We start from the raw sequence: 19804 nt of genomic DNA on the forward strand, positions 1-19804 counted from the left end.
CGCGCGTCTCCGCCCGCGCGCCGTCCGGCGGTCGTTTCGCCGTCCGTTTCGCCGTCGGCGCCCCGCGGAGCCGACCAGCGCCGGGTGCATGGCGTTTGCCGGGTGCCCGGCGTTGAGCGCACAGTCGGGGAGCACGACGGCGCATGAGTAGGGACGCTGCACGAGTAGGGCGGTGGCCGACGAGCGAGGCGATCACCGTGCGTAGTGTGCCCCCGGCAGCCGTCGACCCGGCATGGACACTTTGCTCTGCCGCCACGGACGCGACAGGCACGTTCGGTGAGCGTTGCGTCCGTGGCGGCAGAGCAAAGCGTCGCGAGCGGTGTCCCAGCCCCTCACTCGCTGTCGGGAGTGTTGCCTGTTCAGCGCCTTTCAGGCCGGTCAGGCCCGGGATGAGCCGCAGTGAGCCACTGCTGGGCGGACCACGGATAGTGATAGCGGGCTCCAGCGGACGCTCATCACTCGGAGTCATCGGTCGTGGCACCCAACCGGCGGTGATTCCTCAGGGGGCGCCGGTTGTCCACCTGCTGGCCGCGCCTGGCCTGCCCTGGCCGGGCGGGCGGCGAATTGCGGGGCCCGTCGGATAGGTGGGGGCCAGGGCGGGTAACCGTCGCGGACCACGTCAGAGCACGCCCAAGGGCCATCGCACGGGGGAGTGCAGCGCACATGGGCATCGGTAGCGGCATCTTTCTCATCGCGCTCGGCGCGATCATGACCTTCGCCATCCGGGCCAACGTCTGGTGGATCGACCTGCGCGCGGTCGGCTGGGTGTTCATCCTCGCCGGGCTGGCCGTGCTGCTGACCACGCTCTGGTTCTGGCAGGACCGCCGCAAGCGGGCCCGCACGCTGATCGTGGAGGAGAACCGGCTCTCGCACCCGACCGCGATGATGCCGCCGCCGCCCGACCCGCCGCCGCCGACCGCCCCGCCCTCCTGACCACGCTGCGCCGTCCTCCGGGCTTCCCGCTGCCACGTCGGCGTCGGCCCGGGGGACGGCGCGATCTGACCCGTAGCGGTCCGGGCCCAGCGGGTACGCAGGAGCCGGGGGACGGCGCGTCAGCCGCGCGCGGTGTGCCGGTCGACGATCGGGGCGCCACCGGCGGCCAGGTCGGCCCAGGTGGACGTCGGGCGGTGCACCACCAGGTCGGTGGTGCGCAGCCCGTCCCGGTCCGCCCGCTCCGGGTCGAGTAGCGCCGAGAACAGCGAGATGCCCGGGTTGTGGGCGACCAGCAGCACCGTGCCGGCCTCGGGATCCACCGCCCGCACCAGCTCCAGCAGCGCGTCCGGGTGTGCCTCGTACGCGGCGGCCTCGTAGCGGATCGCCGGCCTGCCGCCCGCCGGGCCGCCCTCGGCGGGGGAGCCGGTCATCCCCAGCGCCACGTCGTGCCAGGTCTGCCGGGTGCGGCGGGCCGTCGAGCAGAGCACCACGTCGGGTAGCAGCGCGTGCCGGGCCAGCCAGGCGCCCGCGGCTGCCGCGTCGGCGTGCCCGCGGGCGGTCAGCCGGCGCTCCGCGTCCTGCGCGCCCCCGGCCGGCTGTTCCGCCTTGGCGTGTCGCAGCAGCACCAGCGTTCGTCTTCCGGTGTCGACGTGCGTCATGCGGACAGCTTGCCTGATTGGCGATCACGGTGCCCGGGTAAGTCGATGCGTGCCGCAACCTCACAGCGTGGCCGCGGCGGGTAGGAAACGCCAGTTGACCGCCAAGGAGGCGACCGTCATGGGCATCGGGGGCAGCATCTTCCTCATCGCGCTGGGCGCGATCTTCGCATTCGCCGTGGACGCCAACCTGGGTTGGCTCGACCTGCACGTGGTGGGCTGGGTGCTGATGCTCGCCGGCCTCGCCGGTCTGATCACCACCCTCTACTTCTGGAACACCCGGCGCCGCACGGTCGTCGCCCCGGTGCGCGCGGACCGGGTCGTCGCCGACCCGGTCGTCCCGGTGCAGGACGACCGGGTGGTCCGGGAGGAGTACCGCGAGGTGCGCCGCCCCGGTTACCCCGCCTGATCCCCCCAGATACGTCGCAGGGCCCCGCAACGGCGCGGGGCCCTGCGGCTGTCTCCGGCCGGGTCACGCCGGCTCGGGAGAACAGCGCCGGCTCAGGAGAACAGCGCCAGCTCGGGAGAACAGCGCCGGCTCGGGAGAACAGCGCCGGCTCGGGAGAACAGCGCCGGCTCGGGAGAACAGCGCCGGCTCAGGAGAACAGCGCGAAGTAGATCGCGATGTGGTGGCAGATCGCGGCCAGCAGCGTGCAGGCGTGGAAGAACTCGTGGTGACCGAAGACGGTGGGCCAGGGGTTGGGCCGACGCAGCGCGTAGAACACGGCGCCGACGCTGTAGATCGCGCCGCCGACCGCGAGCAGCACCAGCGCGGTCACCCCGCCGGCGTGCAGGATCTGCGGCAGCATCGCCACCGCCACCCAGCCGAGCGCAAGGTAGAGCGGCGCGGAGACCCAGCGCGGCGCGTGCGGCCAGACCAGCTTGACCGCCACGCCGGCGAGCGCCCCACCCCAGACCAGGGCGAGCATGATGGTGGCCATCCGCTGATCGAGCAGCAGCACGCAGAACGGGGTGTACGTGCCGGCGATGAACACGAAGATCATCGAATGGTCCATCCGGCGCATGACCTGGTAGCCCCGCTCGGACCACACCCGCCGGTGGTAGAGGGCGCTGGTGCCGAACAGCCCGCAGACCGTGAGGCTGTAGATCAGGCAGCTGACCAGCGGCGCCCAGCCCGGGCGGGCGGCCGCGATGGAACACAGCACGATGCCGCAGACCAGCGCGACGAAGAACGCGTACGTGTGCAGCCAGCCGCGCATCCGCGGCTTGCCGAGGTCGACCGGCTTGAGCCGGAGCGGTGCGGAGGTGCTCACGGACCAAGGCTACGGCACCGTAGGTTACCTCCAGGTAGTGCTGCTGGTCACCGTTACCGACGGGACGGTTGACCCTGGCGGAACCGTCGATCCGGCAGCATGGCGGGATGCGCACCCGACCCGTCGGCCGACACGCCCTGCTGCTCGACTGCGGCCACCCGGGCGAGGTGGAGGCCTGGCGCGCGGAGCTGTGGCGGCGTCGCGCCGCCGGCGAGCTGACCGCCGTCGAGATCGTCCCCGGCGCGGCGACCGTGCTGCTGGACGGCGTACCGGACCCGGCCGGGGCCGCCGCGCGGATCGCCGGCTGGACGCCCCGACCGGCCGCCGCCCCGGCCGCCGCCGACGAGGTCCGGGTCCCCACTGTGTACGACGGGGAGGACCTGCCCGTGGTGGCCGGCCACTGGGGGGTGGACGTGCCCGCGGTGGTGGACCGGCTGCGGCGCACCGAGTTCCGGGTGGCGTTCTGCGGCTTCGCGCCCGGGTTCGGGTACCTGACCGGGCTGCCGCCGGAGTGCGCGGTGCCCCGCCTGGCCAGCCCACGCCCCCGGGTGCCGGCCGGGGCGGTGGCGCTCGCCGGGCCGTACGCCGGGATCTATCCGACCGCCTCGCCCGGCGGCTGGCTGCTGGTCGGGCGGACCGACCTGGTGCTGTTCGACGTGCGCGCGGACCCGCCGGCCCGGCTTACCCCCGGCACCCGGGTCCGGCTGGAGCCGGCGTGATCGAGGTGCTGCGGGCCGGGGCCCGCACCACGATCCAGGACCCGGGCCGGCCCGGCTGGGCGCACCTGGGCGTACCCCGGTCGGGTGCGCTCGACCCGGCGGCGCTCGCGCTGGCGAACCGGCTGGTCGGCAACCCGCAGGACGCCGCCGGCCTGGAGATCACCCTGACCGGCTGCGAGCTGCGGCCTACCCGTGCGGTGACCGTCGCGGTCACCGGGGCGGCGGCGAGCGTACGGGTGGGGCGGCGCTTCGGGGACGTGGGCCGCCCGCTGTCCGTGCCGGCCGGCGCGGTGCTGCGGATCGGCCCACCCGCCGACGGGCTGCACAACTGGCTCGCCGTCGGCGGCGGGATCGCCGTCGAGCCGGTGCTCGGCAGCCGCGCCACCGACACCCTCTCCGGCCTCGGCCCACCCCCGGTACGCGACGGCGACCTGCTCCCGCTCGGCCCGCCGACCGGCCCACCCGCCCCGGTCGACGTGACCCCGGGCCGACCGGGGCCCGCCGAGGTGGCGTTGACCCTGCGCCCCGGCCCGCGGCACGACTGGTTCACCGCCGAGGCGCTGGGCCTGCTGTGCGGCACCGCGTACACGGTGAGCCCGGTGGGGGACCGGGTCGGCGCGCGACTGGTCGGCGCGGCCCTGCCCCGCGCGGTCGCCGGCGAGCTGCCCAGCGAGGGCGTGGTGCTCGGCGCGGTGCAGGTGCCCGGCGACGGCCAGCCGTTGATCTTCCTGGCCGACCATCCCACCACCGGTGGGTACCCGGTCATCGGGGTGGTGGACGACGTGACCGGGCTCGTGCAGGCCCGCCCAGGGACTACCGTCAGATTCCATGGACCTCAACGCTGACCTCGGGGAGGGCTTCGGCATCTGGCGGCTCGGCGACGACGAGGCGCTGCTTGGCCTGGTCACCTCCGCCAACGTGGCCTGCGGCTTCCACGGCGGCGACCCGTCCACCATGCGCCGGGTCTGCGCCGAGGCAGCCGTTCGCGGCGTCGCGGTGGGCGCCCAGGTCGGCTACCGCGACCTCGCCGGCTTCGGCCGGCGACACATCGCGTACGCCTTCACCGAGCTGCGCGACGAGGTCACCTACCAGCTCGGCGCGCTGGACGCGTTCTGCCGGCCGTTCCGCACCCGGGTCCGCTACCTCAAGCCGCACGGCGCGCTCTACCACGCCGCCTCGGTCGACCAGTCGCAGGCCGCCGCGCTGGTCGCCGCGGTCGGCGAGTGGGACGACCAGCTGCCGATCCTCTGCGCGCCCGGCTCCACCCTGGCCCAGCTCGCCGTCGGCGCCGGCCTGCGGGTGGTCGCCGAGGGCTTCGCCGACCGCGGCTACCTGCCCAACGGCGCGCTGGTGCCGCGCACCGCGCTCGGCGCGCTGATCACCGACCCGGAGGAGGTCGCCGAGCGGGCCGTCCGGATGGCCACCGAGCAGACCGTGGTCGCCGTGGACGGCACCGTCATCCCCTGCGCGGTCGGGTCGATCTGCCTGCACGGCGACACCCCGGGCGCGGTGGCGTCGGCGGCGCTGGTCCGGGCCGCGTTGATCGACGCCGGCATCACCCCGGCGCCGTTCGCCTGACCGGGCCCGGCCGGCCTCAGGCGTCCATGCCGCGCAGCACCAGCGGCAGCCGGGTCGCACCGCCCTCGACCACCCGCACCGGTACGCCCCAGTCCTGCCGGGTCAGGTGGCAGGCGGCGTGCTCGACGTCGGCGTCGCAGGTGGCCGCCTGGGCGGTCACCTGCAGGACCCCCTCGGTCACCGAGGGATCGACCACCAGCCGGCGGGACAGGTCCGTCGTCGTGCCCGCGCCCTCCACCAGCAGCTCCGGCGGCGACGCGGAGACCACCAACCGGGTGGACGGCCCGTACGTCTCGTCGAGCTTCTGCCCGGGTGCCGGCGTGAAGATCACGTCCAGGGTCAGCTCGCCGCCCGCCACCTCGGTCGGCTTGCGCTCCAGCCGGTGCCGCGGCCCGTCGACGGTGCTCGCCCCGGCGGCGGAGAGCGCGCCCGGCGCCAGCCGGGTCAGCCGGTGCGCGGCCGACTCGACCACCAGCACCCCGCCGTCGGCGGTCAGCACCAGGTCGCTCGGCTCGGCCAGCCCGTCGGCCACCGTGCCCACCTGGCCGGTCGCCGGGTCGAAGCGGCGCACCGCGCCGTTGTAGGTGTCCGCGATCAGCACCGACCCGTCCGGCAGCGCGCGGACCCCCAGCGGGTGCTGCAGCAACGCTGTCTCCGCCGGCCCGTCCACGTGCCCGAAGTCGAACAGCCCCTGCCCGACGGCGGTGCCCATCACGCCGTTCTCCACGTACCGGACGGCGCTGGTCTCGCTGTCGGCGACCCAGAGCCGGGCGCCGTCGGCCGACACCGACAGGCCGGACGGCTGGGCCATCCAGACGTCCGGCAGCGGGCCGTCGCGCAGCGCCTCCACGGTGGTGCCGGCGTACGTGCCGGCGGTGCGCCGGATCGGGTCGAACCACCAGAGCTGGTGGATGCCGGCCATCGCGATGACGACCTTGTCGTCGTACCAGGCCAGGTCCCAGGGGGAGGAGAGGTCGACCGAGAGCGCGTCGTGCGCGTGGTCGTCGACCGTGGACCGCCACTGCCGACCGGTGCCGGCCACCGTGACCACCTCGCCGGTGGCCAGCTTCACCCCGCGCAGCAGGTGGTTGACGGTGTCCGCGACGACCAGGTCGTACCCGGCGACCTCGGCGGCGTGCGCGGGCAGCAGGCACAGCCCCTGCGGCTCGGAGAAGCTGGCCGCCTCGGCCGGGCCGTCGGCGCGACCCCGCTGGCCGGAGCCGATCCGGCGGGCCGGCGTCTCACCGTCGGAGGCCAGCTCCACCAGCGAGTGCCGGGCCGAGTCGGAGACCAGCAGATTGCCGCCGTCGAGCAGCACGGCCTTGCCGGGAAAGCGCAGCGCCGTGTCCGGTTCCACCGGCGGGACGTACGGGCCGTCGCCGCGGTGCAGCGTGCCCTTCGCCTCGTGGGTGGCGATCAGGTCGTCGATCAGCCGGGCCAGCCCCTCGGCGTGCCCCTCGCCGGCCATGGTGGCCACCACGTAGCCCTCCGGGTCGACCACCGACAGGGTGGGCCAGGCCTTGGCCGCGTACTGCTGCCACATGTCCAGCTCGGGGTCGTCCAGCACCGGGTGGTGCACGCCGTACCGCTCGACGGCGGCGGCCAGCGCGTCCGGGTCCTTCTCGTGCTCGAACTTGGGCGAGTGCACGCCGACCACCACGAGCACGTCGCCGTACTTCTCCTCGAGCGGGCGCAGCTCGTCGAGCACGTGCAGGCAGTTGATGCAGCAGAAGGTCCAAAAATCCAGCAGAACGATCTTGCCGCGGAGGTCGGCGAGCTTCAGCTGCTGCCCGCCGGTGTTCAACCAGCCCCGCCCCCGCAGCTCGGGTGCGCGCACTCGGGATCCCAAGGTCATACCCGCAAGCCTGCCACGCCCCGTCGGCTGATCGAGCGGCGCGGCCGAGGGCGGTGAGCTAGCCCGCCCCGCCTTCGTTGCGCTCGCGGCGCTTCGCGGCGTACCTCCGGACCTCCGCGGCGTCCCAGATCCGCCCGACGGTCAGGGTGTCGATCGGGGCCGGAAAGTCGGGCCGGTCGACCAGGATCGCGGCGCGCTGCCGGGAGACGCCGAGCAGATCAGCAACCTCTGACAGGGCCATCACGCGCACGGCCGCACCCTCCGGTGACCTGAGTAGGCAACTTGTCACCAGGGGGGTTGACGACCTGTCAACAGGTCGGCCAGAGTTGAGCCTATGCATCTACGCCGAGCCACCGAGCCGATACCGTCCGATCTCGTGCACAGCCGACGCCGCTGGTCGCGGCGCTGCGTCTGTGGCCTGCGGTGGCGAGGCTGCCCCGACCGCCGGACGCCGCCCGCACCCGCCGAACCGGCGCCCCGACCGGCGTGGGCGACCGAGCCGACGGAGGTCTTCCCGCGCGTGGACGGCGGGCCGGTCTGGCTGACCCGCGCCGGGGAGTGGCGAGCCAACGGCGGGCGGTGGCCGACGTGACCGCGCACGTTCCGGTCCGGCCGTCGTGGGCGTGTGCGGCGTGCGCCGAGGACTGGCCGTGCGACGTACGCCGGGCCGAGCTGGCCGCCGAACCACGGACGTCGGTGATGGTCTTCCTCGCCGGGCACTTCGGCGAGGCCGTAGGTGACCTCCCGGCTGTCCCGGTCGGCGAGCTGTACCGGCGGTTCCTCGGCGGCTCGTCCACGGCACCCGCGCGCGACAACGCCAAGCCTTGGCGCCGGAGGTGAGCGGAGTTCCCCGGTCACCCCGGACGACGACGGCGGGGCCCCGGATCACCGTGGCCCCGCCGTGGAACGCTCGTTACTTCGCGGCCGGCCGCAGGCAGAGCACCCGGTCGGCACCGCTGCCGGGCAGCACGACGTGCGGCTGGGCCGGGTCGCCGCACTTCTCCTTGGCGTCGACCTTGGCGACCACGGTGAAGGCGTCCTGGTCGCCGCAGTTGGCCGCCGTGGCGCCACCGCCGGACTGCTTCACGCACGAACCGACGGCCGGGTTGAACGCGGCCGGCTTGTCGTCGCCGCCGCCGATCTTGCCCAGCAGGCTGAGCAGGCCCAGCGGCACGGCCAGGATCAGCACCGCCGCGATCAGCACGATGGCGAGCACCTTGCCGTTGCGTACCTTCGGCACCGGCTGCTCGGCCTTGGGCTCCGCCTCGGGCTTGAACGCGTCGAAGCGGCCCTGGTCCTGGTCGGACTCCACGGGCCAGCCGCCCGAACCGCCCGGGGACTGCGCCCCGGCCGGCGGGAAGGGCTGACCGGCGGGCGGGTACTGCCCCCCGGCCGGCGGGAACGGCGACGCGAAGCCGCCGTGTGCCGGGTCGTGGGCCGGGTGGCCGTAACCCGGCACGCCGCCCGGCTGGGGCCCGCCGGCGGGGGGACCGCCGAACGGATCGGCCGGGTGGTCGTCCGGGCCGTGCGGCCGTACGCCGTTCATCGGCCGGTTGCTGCTCGTCGGGTCGCCGAAGGCCGGCAGCGCGCCGGGGAAGGCCGGCGGCGCCGACGACGGCGCGCCGTTGACGGGCGGCGCGTCGAACCGGGTCCGGTCCTCCGGGGCGTCGAACCGCGGCCGCTCCGGCTCGTCGAAGCGCGGCCGGTCCTCCGGGCCGTCGAACCGCTGGTCCGGGCCGTCGAAGCGGGTGTGGTCCGGCTCGTCGAAGCGGGCGTGCGCGGCCGGCTCCGGCTGCTGGCTCTCCGCCGGCTCGTCGGCCGCCTCGGGACGGGTGGCGCGGCCGTACACCCGGGGCTGCGGGGTGGGCGGCCCACCCGGGCGCAGCGACTGGTCGGTCGGCGGCATCACTCGGCTGGCCAGCGGCACCGAGGCGCTCGCCGACGCCCGGCCGGCGGCCGGCTCGGCATCTGGTACGGCGGCACGTCCGGCCCCGTCGCCCTCCGGCGACACGCGCGGCGCGGGAACCGCGGGGCCGGCCGGCGAATGCTCCTGCTCGCCCCAGCCGGACGGGCCGGCGGAGCGTCCCGACTGGTGGCCGCCGCCGTCCCGACCGTTGCGCTCCTCCGGGTCGGCGTTGCCGCCGAACGCCGCCGGCGGCACGTAGTCCGCGGGCGGGGCCGCGGCGAGACTGGCCCCGGGGACCCGCTGTTCCTGCGGCGGAAGGGGCACGGCGTTGGCCGGCGAGATGCCGGGGCCCGGCGCGGGCTGGTACGCGGGCGGGTCGTCGCGCCGCGGCTCCCAGGAGTCCTCGTGCTGGGCGGGCTCCGCCTCCGCACGACCCCAGGCCTCACCCGGCGCCCATGGCTCGACACCCGCCGCACCGGTCCGCTGCGGCGGGTTGTCGGTGGGCGTACCCCAGGCGGGCGGGCCGCTCGGGGCGGCGACGGACGCGGACGCCCGGGCCGGCTGCTCCGGCGGGTTCCATCCAGCCGGCTCGGGGCGGTCGTCCTGGGTCGGAACGGCGGCCGAGCCCCAGCCAGCGGCCGGCCCGGACTCCTGCGCCGCCGGCCACTCCCGGCCCTGCTGGTCGTCCTGCGGCGGGGTCGGGCGCCACTCCGCCGGCTGCTCCGGCCGGGCGAAGCGCGGCGCCGGCGACTCCTCCGCGGCCCAGGGCTGCGGACGGTCGTCCGGCTGCCCGGCGGCCCAGCCGCCGGAGCGGGACGGGTCGTCCTGCTCGGCCCGCCCGGTGGCGCGCCAGCCGCCGGAGCGGGCCGGGTCGTCGTCCTGGTCGGGCCGGATCGCGGCGGGCCAGCCACCGGAGCTCTCCGGGTCGTCCTTGGTGGACCGGTCGGCCCGCCAGCCGCCGGAGCGGGACGGATCGTCCTGGGTGGACGCCGGCTCGGCCGGCCAGCCGCCGGAGCGACCGGGGTCGTCCTGGGCGGGCCAGGCGGCCGTGGCGGCGGGCTGCGGCACCTGGGCCGCGCCGTGGGCGCCGCTCTCCGGCTGCGCCCACGCGGCGACCGGCGCCGGCTGCGACGGCACCGAGGCCCGCCCGGCGGAGCGCGGGGCGTCGTCCTGGGTGGGCGCTCCGGTGGGACGGCCCGGGGCGTCCGCCTGACCGGTACGCCAGCCGCCGGAGCTGGCCGGGTCGTCCTGGTCGGCGGTGGCCCAGCCGCCGCTGCGGCCGGCGTCGTCCTGCCCGGGGGTCGGCCAACCGGCGGGCCGGTCGGCGTCGCCCTCGGCGGGGGGCCGGGCGGTGCCCCAGCCGTTCGCGCCGGCGTCCTGGTCGGGCTGGGTGGCCCAGCCACCCGAGCCGGCGGGGTCGTTCTGCGGGGTCCAGCCGTTCGCCGGACGCTCGTCGGCCTGCGGGACCCGGGCCGCGCCGCGGGCGCCGGACTGCGGCTGCGCCCAGGCCGGGTCGGCCTGGTCGGCCGGCGCCCAGCTCGGCTGCGCCTGCTCGCCCTGCCCGGCCGGGGTGCCGGACCACCCGTTCGCCGGCTGCTCGGCGCGGGCGGCCCAGGAGTCGGCCGGCGGCTCCGGCGAGGTGCCCCAGCCGTTCGCGGGCGGGTCGGCCGGCGCGGTGGCCCAGGCCGGCTCGGCCGGGCCGCTCTGCTGCCCCCAGCCGCCGGGCTGCGCGGGCTCGCCGTCCGACGGCACCCGGGCGGCGCCGCGGGCGGCGGACTGACCGGCCGGGGTGGCCCAGGCCGGAGGCTGGTCCGGCGCGCCGATCCAGGTCGACGCGGGCGGGTTCGGTCGGGCCGCCGGGGGTGGCGGCGCCCAGCCGAGGTCCGGTGCGGCGGAGTTGCCGTGCCCGGGGTCCTGCTGCGGCTGTCGCTCGCCGTACGGCGCCGGTCCACCGGCGCCCGACGGCACCTCGTCCGGCTCCTGGCCGGGGCGGTGCTGGCCCTCGGACGTCATGGGTCCGCCTCCTCCGTCACATGTCGGCCGCCGAGGCCGGTCCGTTCGGCTGTCGCCGAGCGCTCCGGCGGTTCGGCCGTTCGGGCTCCCCGCACCGTATCCGGTGGTGTCTGGGGCTGCCCGGGGAGCACCCGGCCGTCACTCCTCGTCGCCGGACGGTGTCGATCCGCTTCCATCCGGCTCGATCTCGTCGCGGGTCGGTGGGTGGCGACCGTGCCCCACCGTACCGGGCGTCGGGTCGGGGCGGAATCCCGGTCTCAGCGCCCCGGAAACGCCGACGACCCGCCCGGTCTGACCGGGCGGGTCGTCGATCTGGAGGAGGTGAGAAAAGTCTTTGGGGAGCGTCAGCTGATGTGACGCTGGGCGATCGCGAGGATCTCCTCGCGCACCGCGGGGGAGTTGGCGGAACGCAGCGCGTGCTCGATGGCGCGGGCACGGCGGGTGGCGTCGCGGCGGGTGCGGATTCGCTCGATCATGCTCATGGTGGTTTCTCCTCCGGCTATTCGGTTGTCAGCCCCTGGTGTCTCTATTCAACCGCAATCGACCGCCAACTTCCATCGATTATTAGGTGAGCTGAGACACCTGCCTAAGGATCGTAGGCAAACTGGCATGTCGGCCGAAGTTTTGGTTGCCTAACGGCCACGGCCGGTGTGCCGGGCGTTAACCCTGGGCACACCGGCCGTGGCCGTGGCGTGGTGACCGGTCAGGTCCAGGCGAGCAGCGCCGCCTCCGGGTCGGCCAGGAAGTCCCCGATGTCGCGGAGGAACTTCGACCCCAGCTCGCCGTCGATGATCCGGTGGTCGAACGACAGTCCCAGCGTCGTCACCTGCCGAATCTTGATCTCGTCCTCGTGCACCCACGGCATCTTGCGGACCGCACCGAAGGCCAGGATCGCCGACTCGCCCGGGGGCAGGATCGGCGTGCCGGTGTCGACCCCGAAGACGCCCACGTTGGTGATCGTCAGGGTGCCGCCCGACATGTCCGCCGGGGAGGTCTTCCCCGCCTTCGCCGTCTGCACCAGGTCGGTCATCGCGCCCGCCAGCTCGCGCAGCGTCAGCCGGCCGGCGTCCTTGATGTTCGGCACGATCAGCCCGCGGTCGGTGGCCGCCGCGATGCCCAGGTTGACGTAGTCCTTGACGATGATCTCGTCGCCGGCCCAGGTCGAGTTCACCATCGGGTGCCGCCCGACCGCGACCAGCACGGCCTTCGCCACCAGCAGCAGCGGCGAGACCCGCACGTCGCGCCAGTCCCGCCGACCCTTCAGCCGGTCCAGCGCCTCCATCGTCCGGGTGACGTCGACGGTGAGGAACTCCGTCACGTGCGGGGCGGTGAAGGCCGAACGGGACATGTTCTCCGCCGTGAGCCTGCGTACCCCCTTGACCGGGATCCGCCGCTCGCGGTCCGCGCCGAAGCTCGCGGCGGCCGTGACCGGCGCCGTGCCCGCCGCCGGCTCGGCCGCCGGAGTCGCCGTCAGCGCCCGCTGTACGTCTTCCCGGGTGATCGAGCCCAGCGGGCCCGAGCCGGTCAGCGTGGCGAGGTCGACGCCCAGGTCCTTGGCGAGCTTGCGGACCGGCGGCTTGGCCAGCACCGCTCCGCCGACCCGGCCGTTGCCGTTCATCGGAGCCGGAGCCGGAGCCGGAGCCGGAGCCGGAGCCGGCGGCTGCGGGACGACCGGCTGGGGCGCGGCCGGCTGGGCGGGCACCGGGGCCGGGGCGACGCGGGACGACGCCGGGGTGGCCGCGGCCTGGGCGGGGGCGCCCGCCTTGCGCGGCCGGCGCTTCGCCGCGGTGGTCCGCGGGCCGTAGCCGACCAGCACGGCGGTACGCCCACCCGGGGCGGCCCCGCCGATCAGGCCCGGCTCGACCATGCCCTCCTCGGGCGCGATCTCGACGGCGGCCAGCGAGGCGGCCGACGGGGTGGGCAGGGCGGCGGCCGGCGCACCGGTCGTCGACTGCTCGATCGGGCCGGCGCCCGGGTCGGTGTCGATCGCGATGATCGGCGTACCGACCTCGACCGTGGTGCCTTCCGGCTGGAAGATCGCCTGCACCTGACCGGCCCACTTCGCCGGGATCTCGACGGCCGCCTTGGCCGTCTCCACCTCGACGATCGGCTGGTTCAGCTCGATGACGTCACCCACCTTGACCAGCCAGGCCAGGATCTCGCCCTCGGTCAGGCCCTCGCCCAGGTCGGGCAGATTGAACTCCTTGATCCGCGACATGCCGGTCACCAGCCGAAGGAGCGGTCGACGGCGTCGAGCACCCGGTCGAGGTCGGGCAGGTACTCCTCCTCCACCCGGCTGGCCGGGTAGGGGGTGTCGAAACCGGTGACGCGCAGCACCGGGGACTCCAGGGAGTAGAAGCACTCCTCGGTGATCCGGGCCGCGATCTCCGAGCCCAGGCCCAGGTTGCCCGGGGCCTCGTGGACGACCACGCAGCGGCCGGTGCGCTTCACCGACTCGTACGCGGCGGTCAGGTCCAGCGGGGAGAGCGTGCGCAGGTCGACGACCTCCAGCTCGCGACCGTCCTCGGCGGCGGCGGTCGCCGCGTCCAGCGCCGTCCGCACCATCGGCCCGTACGCCAGCACGGTCGCGTCGGCGCCGGGCCGCACCACCCGGGCGGAGTGCAGCGGGTACGCCTCCGCGAGCGGGGCGTCCACGTCGACCGGACCCTTCTCCCAGTAGCGCCGCTTCGGCTCCAGGAAGACGATCGGGTCGTCCGAGGCGATCGCCTGCTGGATCATCGTGTACGCGTCCTGCGGGTTGGCGCAGGTCACCACCTTGAGGCCGGCGGTGTGCGCGAAGTACGCCTCGGGCGACTCCGAGTGGTGCTCGACCGCGCCGATGCCGCCGCCGTACGGGATCCGGATCACCATCGGGATCCGTACCTTGCCCTGCGAGCGGTAGTGCATCTTCGCCACCTGCGACACGATCTGGTCGTACGCGGGGTAGACGAAGCCGTCGAACTGGATCTCGCAGACCGGGCGGTAGCCGCGGATGGCCAGGCCGACCGCGGTGCCGATGATGCCGGACTCGGCCAGCGGGGTGTCGATCACCCGCTGGTCGCCGAAGTCCTTCTGGAGTCCGTCGGTGATCCGGAACACACCGCCGAGCTTGCCAACGTCCTCGCCCATGATGACGACCTTGGGGTCGTTCTCCAGGGCCCTGCGCAGGCCGGTGTTCAGGGCCTTGCCGAGGGTGAGCGTCTCCGTGGCCATCAGTGCGCGCTCCCCTCGAACGACTCCATGTACTTGGTGAACTGCGCCCGCTGTTCGTCCAGCTCGGGGGACCCGTGCGGGTAGACGTGGTCGAACATGCTCACCGGCTCCGGGTTGGGCATGTTGAGCACCCGCTCGCGCAGGTGCACCGACTCGGCGCGGGCCTGCTCGTCGACCTCGGTGAAGAACGACTCGTCGGCGATCTGCTGGTTGGTCAGGAACGCCTTCATCCGGGCGATCGGGTCCTTGGCCTTCCAGGCCTCGACCTCGCTGGCGATCCGGTACCGGGTCGGGTCGTCCGAGGTGGTGTGCGCCCCCATCCGGTAGGTGTACGCCTCGATCAGGCTGGGGCCCTGGCCGAGCCGGGCGTTGTCCAGCGCGTGCCGGGTCACCGCGTACGACGCGAGCACGTCGTTGCCGTCCACCCGGACGCCCGGGAAGCCGAAGCCCCCGGCCCGCCGGTACAGCGGCACCCGGGTCTGCCGCTCCAGCGGCTCCGAGATGGCGTACTGGTTGTTCTGGCAGAAGAAGACCAGCGGGGCGTTGAAGACGCTGGCCCAGACGAACGCCTCGTTGACGTCGCCCTGGCTGGTGGCGCCGTCGCCGAAGTAGGCGATCACCGCCTCGCCGTCCTCGGTGCCGGTGCGGCCGTCCATGTGCACGCCCATGGCGTAGCCGGTGGCGTGCAGGGTCTGCGCCCCGATCACGATCGTGTACATGTTGAACTTGAACTCGTTCGGGTCCCAGCCGCCCTGGTCGACGCCGCGGAACAGGCCGAGCGGCATGATCGGGTCGATGCCCCGGCAGTAGAGGACGCCGTGCTCCCGGTAGGTCGGGAAGGCCATGTCCTGGGTGCGCAGCGCGCGCCCGGAACCGACCTGGGCCGCCTCCTGGCCGAGCAGGCTGGCCCAGAGGCCCAGTTCGCCCTGGCGCTGCAGCGCGGTGGCCTCGGCGTCGAGCTTGCGAACCAGCACGAGGTCGCGGTAGAGCCCGCGGTACTCCTCGTCGGTGAAGTCGACGCGGTACTCCGTACCGTCGGGGCCGATCGCGCTCTCGATCCGCTCGCCCTCGGGCGTCAGCAGCTGTACGAGTTCCGGCTCGCCGGCCGCGGCGGCTCGCTTGGTGCGGGGTGCGGCCCGCCGGCCGCGGGTGGGTGCCCCGGGGTCGCCCTTTGCCATCCGTCTCTCCCTGTCGTGTCTACGCCGAACCGGGGGTGACCCGTCCGACGCAACTGCTGCGCCGGCCCGGCCGGTGCCGGGCTGGTTCCTGGCGGCCGCGCCTAGCCCCGGTGAGGGTTGCCGCGCGGCCTGAGCCGGATCCATGGGTCGAACCCGGTTCGGGAGCGCCGGCGCCCAACCGCGCCTGCCACGGGGTACGCGGAGATCGCGGCTGCGTTGCCGTCGTGCCTGAATGATGGCAGAGGAGGTGAGCGGTCCCACACTATGGCCCTCCCCACCTGTCGTGTTCCGTCCACTTCCCGACGAACTGAGGGATTTGCCGCCTGGAAGATTCACGGAGACGGACTTCTTGTGTGTCGACACGCGGTGCCGCCTGGTGAACTGAGCGTCACCGAGGCAAGCTGTGCGGGGCTGGATGAGCGTTAAGCGGTCTTTGTCCGAATAGGCGTTGCGGTCGCCACGGGACGTTCGCGCCGCCGCCGTCCCGTGCCGCAGCTGTAGCCGCGGCGTTCCGTGCCGACGACGAGGAGTGCGCGTGTCAGAGACAGGTGAGGGGCCCGTCGCTCCGCTGTTCGGCCGGCACCGGGCCGGCCCGGTCTACCGCCGGGTGATCGGCAGCCACCGCGCCCCCGGCGCCACCACCGGCCGGGGCTACCTCTTCACGGTGGCCCTGCTCGCCGGCACCGCCTCGATGCCGATCCTCGCGGCGATCAGCGCCGGCTCGGCCACCGTCGGCAGCGCGCTGCCGGACGGGCGCACCCCGTTCCTGCCCACGCCGTCCGTCGGGCCGGTGGTGGTGCCGGTGCCCGCCACCGGTCAGCCGGCCCTTCCGCCGCCCGCGGGCACGCCGTCCGGCCCGACCGCGGGCGCCGGCGGGACCGCGCCCGCGCCGCCCGACGCGTCGACCGAACTGCCGGCGGCCGCGCCCGCACCGCCCGCCACCGGCGACCCGGGATCGGCCTGGCTGCCCGCGTCCCCCAGACCGCGGACTCCCGCCGCGGGGCGTCCGACCCCGGCGCCGTCGCGCACCCCCGGGCCGGTCCGGCGCACCTCCTGGCCGGCGCCCGCGCCGCGCCCGTCCCCCAGCGCCACGCCGAGCCCCACCGCCGAGCCGAGCAGCACCTTCACCGAGCCGCCGCCCGATCCGTCGCCCAGCGGCACGCCGCTGCCCGAACCGAGCCCGACGGTCACTGCCGAACCGAGCCCGACGGTGACCGTCGTCCCGAGGCCGACGGCGACCGCCACCCGGAGCCCGAGGGCCACCCCGTCGCCACGCCCGACGGCAACCGCCTCGGCAAGCCCGACGGCCACCGCCGGGCCGAGCCCGACGATCACCGCCGGGCCGAGCGTGTTGCCCACTTCCGCCCCGAGCGCGACGGCGACACCCACGGCCCGGCCGGAGTCGAGCGTCACGGTGACCGTGGTGCCCACGATCCGACCCCGGGCCGCGGTCACCGCGATCCCCGCCGGCCGGCCGCGAGCCGCGGTGCAGGCGGGGCCGAGCCGCTGAGACGTTGGTCGCCCGCCCCGGTGGCGGGCGGTCAGCCGTTGTCGTCGCCGAGTCGCTGCCGGTTCGCGTCGATCCAGGCGTCCAGGGCGACCGGGTCGTCCGGGTCGACCCCGTCCGCCATCAGCTGCGCCACCGCGGCGGTGGCCGGGCTGCGCCGCTCGCCGGTGCTGTAGAGGCGGGCGAACTCCGGCACCAGCTCCTCGATCGCCTCGTCGGTCTGCGTGACGGCCCGATCCGGCAGCCCGCGCCGACGGCCCGCGTACCTCGCCCAGGCGCGCAGCACCCGGGGCAGCATGGCCGCGTCGTCCATGTCCAGCACGGCGCGTCGGTGCACCCAGTCCAGCAGGAACAGGCCGGCCACTGCCGGGCTCCAGCGCAGCGGGTCGGCGTCCGGGAAGCTCGCCGCGTGGTCGAGGAGCAGGCTGAGGCAGAAGTGCATCGAGGCGAGCTCGGCGTCGTCGTCCACCGCGGCCAGGCCGGCCCGGGCCGCCTCGGGCGAGCCCAGGAAGGCGCGGACCAGCTCGGTGCGCTGGTCGCCGCCGAGCGGCTCGGCCTCCCGCAGTTCCGCGTCGACGGGCGCGCCGGGCAGCATCGCCAGCCGGGCGCCGACCAGCACCCGGTCGGTGGCGAGCGAACCCTCGGTGGGCAGCTCCCCGAGGCCGTCGGTGACCGCCAGGTGCCGGCCCACCTCACGGTGCAGCCGCGCCGGGTCCTCCTCGCGGAACCAGGTGAGGTCGTCCGCGGCGCACATCTGCCGGACCTGCTCGATGATCATCTCGGCGGGGCCGCCGACGAAGACGTCCTTGGTGATGCCGATGTTGTGGTCCACCAGCGCGACCAGCGCGTGCTCCGGGCCGCCGACCGGGTCGTCGTACGCGAAGGTGGCCAGGTAGGAGGTCTGGTCGCCGTAGACGTCGCCGTACGACCAGGTGCCGGTGACGTGAACCCGGCCGAGCTGGCCCGCCCAGCCGGGCGCCTGGGCGCCGGGACGAACCTTGGCGACGCCCTCGGCGCTCGGCACCAGGGCGGCGAAGATCGACCGGAGGGTGGTGGCGGCGGCCGTCCGGCGGCGGGTCGTCGCGGCGAGGAAGCCGGCGACGAACTCGCGCACCGCCGCTTCCCGATCGGTCTCGGCGAGCTCGTAGACGCTGCCCAGCAGCGCGGCCCCGAGCAGCTCGGCGTCGAGGGCGCTGTCCAGTCTGGTCACGTCGCGCGCGGCGTGGAGCACCGCCTCGTAGGGGGTCTGTGGCGTGGCCATGGGACCGACCCTACGCCGCCGGGCGGTCGGCAGCGCCTTCCTCAGCGTCGGGCGTCGCGCAGGGCGTCCCGCGCCTGCCCGTACCGGTCGAGGACGGCGCGCACCGGGGTGACCACGTGATCGCCGCCGACCTCGGCCACGGCGGCGGCCAGCCGACGCTCGGCCCGCAGCCGGGCCCGCCGGGCCGCCCAGCGGACCACCGGCCGGGTCAGCGCGGCGATCAACAGGCCGGCGAGCAGGCCGCCGAGCAGCAGCAGGGTGGGCAGCGGCGCCTCGCCGACCCGGGGGTACTCCAGCGTGGGCAGCCCGAGCACGCGCAGCGCGTAGCCCAGCGCCAGCCAGCCGAGCCCGGCCACGGCGGCCAGGGTGACCAGCCACTGCAGGCCGCCGACGAGCCGCCACCAGACGGGCCGGCGGTCCATGCCCAGATCCGTACCGGCGACCGCGCGGTCCAGCGCGTCGGGCAGGTCGGCCAGCCGGGACCGAGCGGCCGTGGTGACCGCACCCGGCCAGGGCGCCGGCAACCCGCCGCCGGTCCGGTCGGCGACCGCGCGGATCGCCAGGGTGAGGGCCGACCGTTGGGCGGCCGTCGGGTCGGGCACCGAGGTGGCCGCGACCAGGCTCTCCTGCGGCTGGTCCGGCCCGATGGCCGGCCCGGGCAGGTGCAACCGGCGCAGCGGGTCCGGCCGCAGCCTGCGCCAGCCCCGCACCAGCGGCCAGCCGGTCGACGCGCCGGCCCGGTGCCGGTACGCCCCCTCGACCGCGTCCGCCACGGCCGGCACCCCGGCCGCGCCGGCGAGGGCCCGGTCCAGCTCGCGGACGGTGGTGGTGTCCGGGGCGCCCCGGGGCACCTCGACGGCGACCAGCTCGTCCAGCCCGGCGACCACGGTGTCCACGTCGCCGGCGAGCCGGCGCAGCGCGGCCTGCCGCTCGGCGACCGCCCGCTCCAGCGCCTCGCGCAGGCCCACCAGGCCGCCCGGGTCGATCGCCGTGGTGGCCAGCAGCGGCACCCCGTCCAGTCCGTCGCCGTCGAGCAACCGCCGCAGGTCGGTCAGCACCCGCGGCAGCTCGGCCGGGGGCAGCCGGTCGGCCTGGTTGAGCACCACCACGGTGACGTCCCGGTGGCGGTGGAACTCGCTCAGGTAACCGGTGTGGATCACCCGGTCGGCGTACTTCTGCGGGTCGACCACCCAGACCACCAGGTCGACCAGGCCGAGTAGCCGGTCCACCTCCAGCCGGTGGGCGCGCTGCACCGAGTCGAAGTCGGGCAGGTCGAGCAGGATCAGCCCGTGCAGGTCGGTCTCGTCGTCGGCGTCCAGCGCGCTCTCTCGGACGAACCGGTGCCGGGGCAGCACACCGACCCAGTCGAGCAGCCGGTTGGCGCCGTCGAGCTGGCCCCAGACGCAGGCGTGCGCCACCCCGGTGGTGGGCCGGCGCACCCCGACCGGGGAGAGATCGAGCCGGGCCAGGGCGTTGAACAGGCTGGACTTGCCGCTGCCGGTGGCGCCGGCCAGCGCCACCACGGTGTGGTCGCGGGAGAGGGCGAGCCGGGTGCCGGCCCGTTCCACCAGGGTGTGCGCGCCGACCAGCTGGGATTCGGGCAACTGGCCGTCCACCGCGTCGAGGAAGCGGCGTACCGCGTCCAGGCGGGCCACCAGGGCGTCCGCGTCCACCCGCTGCTCGCCACGGATCGCCTCGCGCATCCGGCCGA

Annotated in this window: 19 protein-coding genes; 6 read left to right on the forward strand and 13 right to left on the reverse strand. The window is 75.3% G+C overall.

The window, feature by feature from the left end:
- Positions 1-663 precede the first annotated feature (663 nt).
- Positions 664-933 carry a DUF6458 family protein gene (locus ACFY3U_RS07495; protein WP_067300694.1) on the forward strand — a complete coding sequence of 90 codons (270 nt, stop codon included), beginning with the start codon at positions 664-666 and terminating at the stop codon, positions 931-933.
- 119 nt (positions 934-1052) lie between these two features.
- On the opposite strand, the gene ACFY3U_RS07500 is transcribed toward ACFY3U_RS07495, so the two are convergent.
- Positions 1053-1592, reverse strand: a complete 540-nt coding sequence (locus tag ACFY3U_RS07500; RefSeq protein WP_387196518.1) for a SixA phosphatase family protein — start codon at positions 1590-1592, stop codon at positions 1053-1055.
- A 118-nt stretch (positions 1593-1710) separates the two neighbouring features.
- On the opposite strand from ACFY3U_RS07500, the gene ACFY3U_RS07505 reads away from it, so the two are divergent.
- Positions 1711-1998, forward strand: coding sequence for a DUF6458 family protein (locus ACFY3U_RS07505; protein ID WP_387197590.1), 288 nt, complete (start codon positions 1711-1713; stop codon positions 1996-1998).
- A gap of 187 nt (positions 1999-2185) precedes the next feature.
- On the opposite strand, the gene ACFY3U_RS07510 is transcribed toward ACFY3U_RS07505, so the two are convergent.
- The gene (locus ACFY3U_RS07510) at positions 2186-2863 is read right to left on the reverse strand and encodes a hemolysin III family protein (RefSeq protein ID WP_387196521.1); all 678 of its coding nucleotides are present in this window, start codon (positions 2861-2863) and stop codon (positions 2186-2188) included.
- Between the two features lie 107 nt (positions 2864-2970).
- Between ACFY3U_RS07510 and ACFY3U_RS07515 the strand changes: the two genes are divergently transcribed.
- The 3 genes from ACFY3U_RS07515 to ACFY3U_RS07525 are packed head-to-tail and all read left to right on the forward strand — an operon-like array spanning position 2971 to position 5160.
- Positions 2971-3582 (forward strand): allophanate hydrolase subunit 1, encoded by a 612-nt coding sequence (locus ACFY3U_RS07515; protein ID WP_387196524.1) that lies wholly within the window; start codon positions 2971-2973, stop codon positions 3580-3582.
- A complete protein-coding gene (locus ACFY3U_RS07520) occupies positions 3480-4427 on the forward strand; it encodes a biotin-dependent carboxyltransferase family protein (RefSeq protein WP_387197593.1) in 948 nt (315 codons plus the stop codon). Before ACFY3U_RS07515 ends, ACFY3U_RS07520 begins: the two co-directional genes overlap by 103 nt.
- On the forward strand, positions 4411-5160 hold the full coding sequence (locus ACFY3U_RS07525; RefSeq protein WP_387196527.1) for a LamB/YcsF family protein: 750 nt from the start codon (positions 4411-4413) through the stop codon (positions 5158-5160). The genes ACFY3U_RS07520 and ACFY3U_RS07525 overlap by 17 nt, the downstream gene beginning before the upstream one ends.
- A gap of 16 nt (positions 5161-5176) precedes the next feature.
- On the opposite strand, the gene ACFY3U_RS07530 is transcribed toward ACFY3U_RS07525, so the two are convergent.
- A complete protein-coding gene (locus ACFY3U_RS07530; RefSeq protein ID WP_387196530.1) occupies positions 5177-7015 on the reverse strand; it encodes an NHL domain-containing thioredoxin family protein in 1839 nt (612 codons plus the stop codon).
- Positions 7016-7073: 58 nt separating this feature from the next.
- Complete coding sequence (locus ACFY3U_RS07535) at positions 7074-7265, reverse strand: helix-turn-helix transcriptional regulator (RefSeq protein WP_387196533.1); 192 nt, start codon at positions 7263-7265, stop codon at positions 7074-7076.
- A gap of 338 nt (positions 7266-7603) precedes the next feature.
- On the opposite strand from ACFY3U_RS07535, the gene ACFY3U_RS07540 reads away from it, so the two are divergent.
- The gene (locus tag ACFY3U_RS07540) at positions 7604-7855 is read left to right on the forward strand and encodes a flavin reductase (RefSeq protein ID WP_387196536.1); all 252 of its coding nucleotides are present in this window, start codon (positions 7604-7606) and stop codon (positions 7853-7855) included.
- 73 nt (positions 7856-7928) lie between these two features.
- On the opposite strand, the gene ACFY3U_RS07545 is transcribed toward ACFY3U_RS07540, so the two are convergent.
- The 9 genes from ACFY3U_RS07545 to ACFY3U_RS07585 all read right to left on the reverse strand — a co-directional run bounded on the left by ACFY3U_RS07545 (position 7929) and on the right by ACFY3U_RS07585 (position 19796).
- Positions 7929-10934 (reverse strand): hypothetical protein, encoded by a 3006-nt coding sequence (locus ACFY3U_RS07545; RefSeq protein ID WP_387196539.1) that lies wholly within the window; start codon positions 10932-10934, stop codon positions 7929-7931.
- Positions 10935-11278: 344 nt separating this feature from the next.
- Complete coding sequence (locus ACFY3U_RS07550) at positions 11279-11416, reverse strand: hypothetical protein (protein WP_387196542.1); 138 nt, start codon at positions 11414-11416, stop codon at positions 11279-11281.
- A 221-nt stretch (positions 11417-11637) separates the two neighbouring features.
- On the reverse strand, positions 11638-13152 hold the full coding sequence (locus ACFY3U_RS07555; protein ID WP_387197596.1) for a dihydrolipoamide acetyltransferase family protein: 1515 nt from the start codon (positions 13150-13152) through the stop codon (positions 11638-11640).
- Positions 13153-13157: 5 nt separating this feature from the next.
- A complete protein-coding gene (locus ACFY3U_RS07560) occupies positions 13158-14147 on the reverse strand; it encodes an alpha-ketoacid dehydrogenase subunit beta (RefSeq protein ID WP_387196545.1) in 990 nt (329 codons plus the stop codon).
- On the reverse strand, positions 14147-15325 hold the full coding sequence (gene pdhA, locus ACFY3U_RS07565) for a pyruvate dehydrogenase (acetyl-transferring) E1 component subunit alpha (RefSeq protein ID WP_387196548.1): 1179 nt from the start codon (positions 15323-15325) through the stop codon (positions 14147-14149). The genes ACFY3U_RS07560 and pdhA overlap by 1 nt, the downstream gene beginning before the upstream one ends.
- 651 nt (positions 15326-15976) lie before the next feature.
- Positions 15977-16138, reverse strand: coding sequence for a hypothetical protein (locus ACFY3U_RS07570; protein WP_387196551.1), 162 nt, complete (start codon positions 16136-16138; stop codon positions 15977-15979).
- Positions 16139-16141: 3 nt separating this feature from the next.
- Positions 16142-16780 carry a hypothetical protein gene (locus ACFY3U_RS07575; protein WP_387196554.1) on the reverse strand — a complete coding sequence of 213 codons (639 nt, stop codon included), beginning with the start codon at positions 16778-16780 and terminating at the stop codon, positions 16142-16144.
- Between the two features lie 86 nt (positions 16781-16866).
- Positions 16867-18093 (reverse strand): hypothetical protein, encoded by a 1227-nt coding sequence (locus ACFY3U_RS07580; protein ID WP_387196557.1) that lies wholly within the window; start codon positions 18091-18093, stop codon positions 16867-16869.
- Positions 18094-18134: 41 nt separating this feature from the next.
- Entirely contained in the window at positions 18135-19796 is a 1662-nt protein-coding gene (locus ACFY3U_RS07585) for a GTPase (protein WP_387197600.1), read from the reverse strand.
- Positions 19797-19804: the final 8 nt, after the last annotated feature.

Source organism: Micromonospora sp. NPDC000089, assembly GCF_042899365.1.
Taxonomy (GTDB): domain Bacteria; phylum Actinomycetota; class Actinomycetes; order Mycobacteriales; family Micromonosporaceae; genus Micromonospora.

Bases quoted from the DNA above. Each gene is read 5' to 3' on its own strand.
- ACFY3U_RS07495 (WP_067300694.1), top strand. From the start codon at position 664: ATGGGCATCGGTAGCGGCATCTTTCTCATCGCGCTCGGCGCGATCATG.
- ACFY3U_RS07500 (WP_387196518.1), bottom strand. From the start codon at position 1,592: ATGACGCACGTCGACACCGGAAGACGAACGCTGGTGCTGCTGCGACAC.
- ACFY3U_RS07505 (WP_387197590.1), top strand. From the start codon at position 1,711: ATGGGCATCGGGGGCAGCATCTTCCTCATCGCGCTGGGCGCGATCTTC.
- ACFY3U_RS07515 (WP_387196524.1), top strand. From the start codon at position 2,971: ATGCGCACCCGACCCGTCGGCCGACACGCCCTGCTGCTCGACTGCGGC.
- ACFY3U_RS07525 (WP_387196527.1), top strand. From the start codon at position 4,411: ATGGACCTCAACGCTGACCTCGGGGAGGGCTTCGGCATCTGGCGGCTC.
- ACFY3U_RS07530 (WP_387196530.1), bottom strand. From the start codon at position 7,015: ATGACCTTGGGATCCCGAGTGCGCGCACCCGAGCTGCGGGGGCGGGGC.
- ACFY3U_RS07545 (WP_387196539.1), bottom strand. From the start codon at position 10,934: ATGACGTCCGAGGGCCAGCACCGCCCCGGCCAGGAGCCGGACGAGGTG.
- ACFY3U_RS07550 (WP_387196542.1), bottom strand. From the start codon at position 11,416: ATGAGCATGATCGAGCGAATCCGCACCCGCCGCGACGCCACCCGCCGT.
- ACFY3U_RS07555 (WP_387197596.1), bottom strand. From the start codon at position 13,152: ATGTCGCGGATCAAGGAGTTCAATCTGCCCGACCTGGGCGAGGGCCTG.
- ACFY3U_RS07560 (WP_387196545.1), bottom strand. From the start codon at position 14,147: ATGGCCACGGAGACGCTCACCCTCGGCAAGGCCCTGAACACCGGCCTG.
- pdhA (WP_387196548.1), bottom strand. From the start codon at position 15,325: ATGGCAAAGGGCGACCCCGGGGCACCCACCCGCGGCCGGCGGGCCGCA.
- ACFY3U_RS07580 (WP_387196557.1), bottom strand. From the start codon at position 18,093: ATGGCCACGCCACAGACCCCCTACGAGGCGGTGCTCCACGCCGCGCGC.
- ACFY3U_RS07585 (WP_387197600.1), bottom strand. From the start codon at position 19,796: ATGCGCGAGGCGATCCGTGGCGAGCAGCGGGTGGACGCGGACGCCCTG.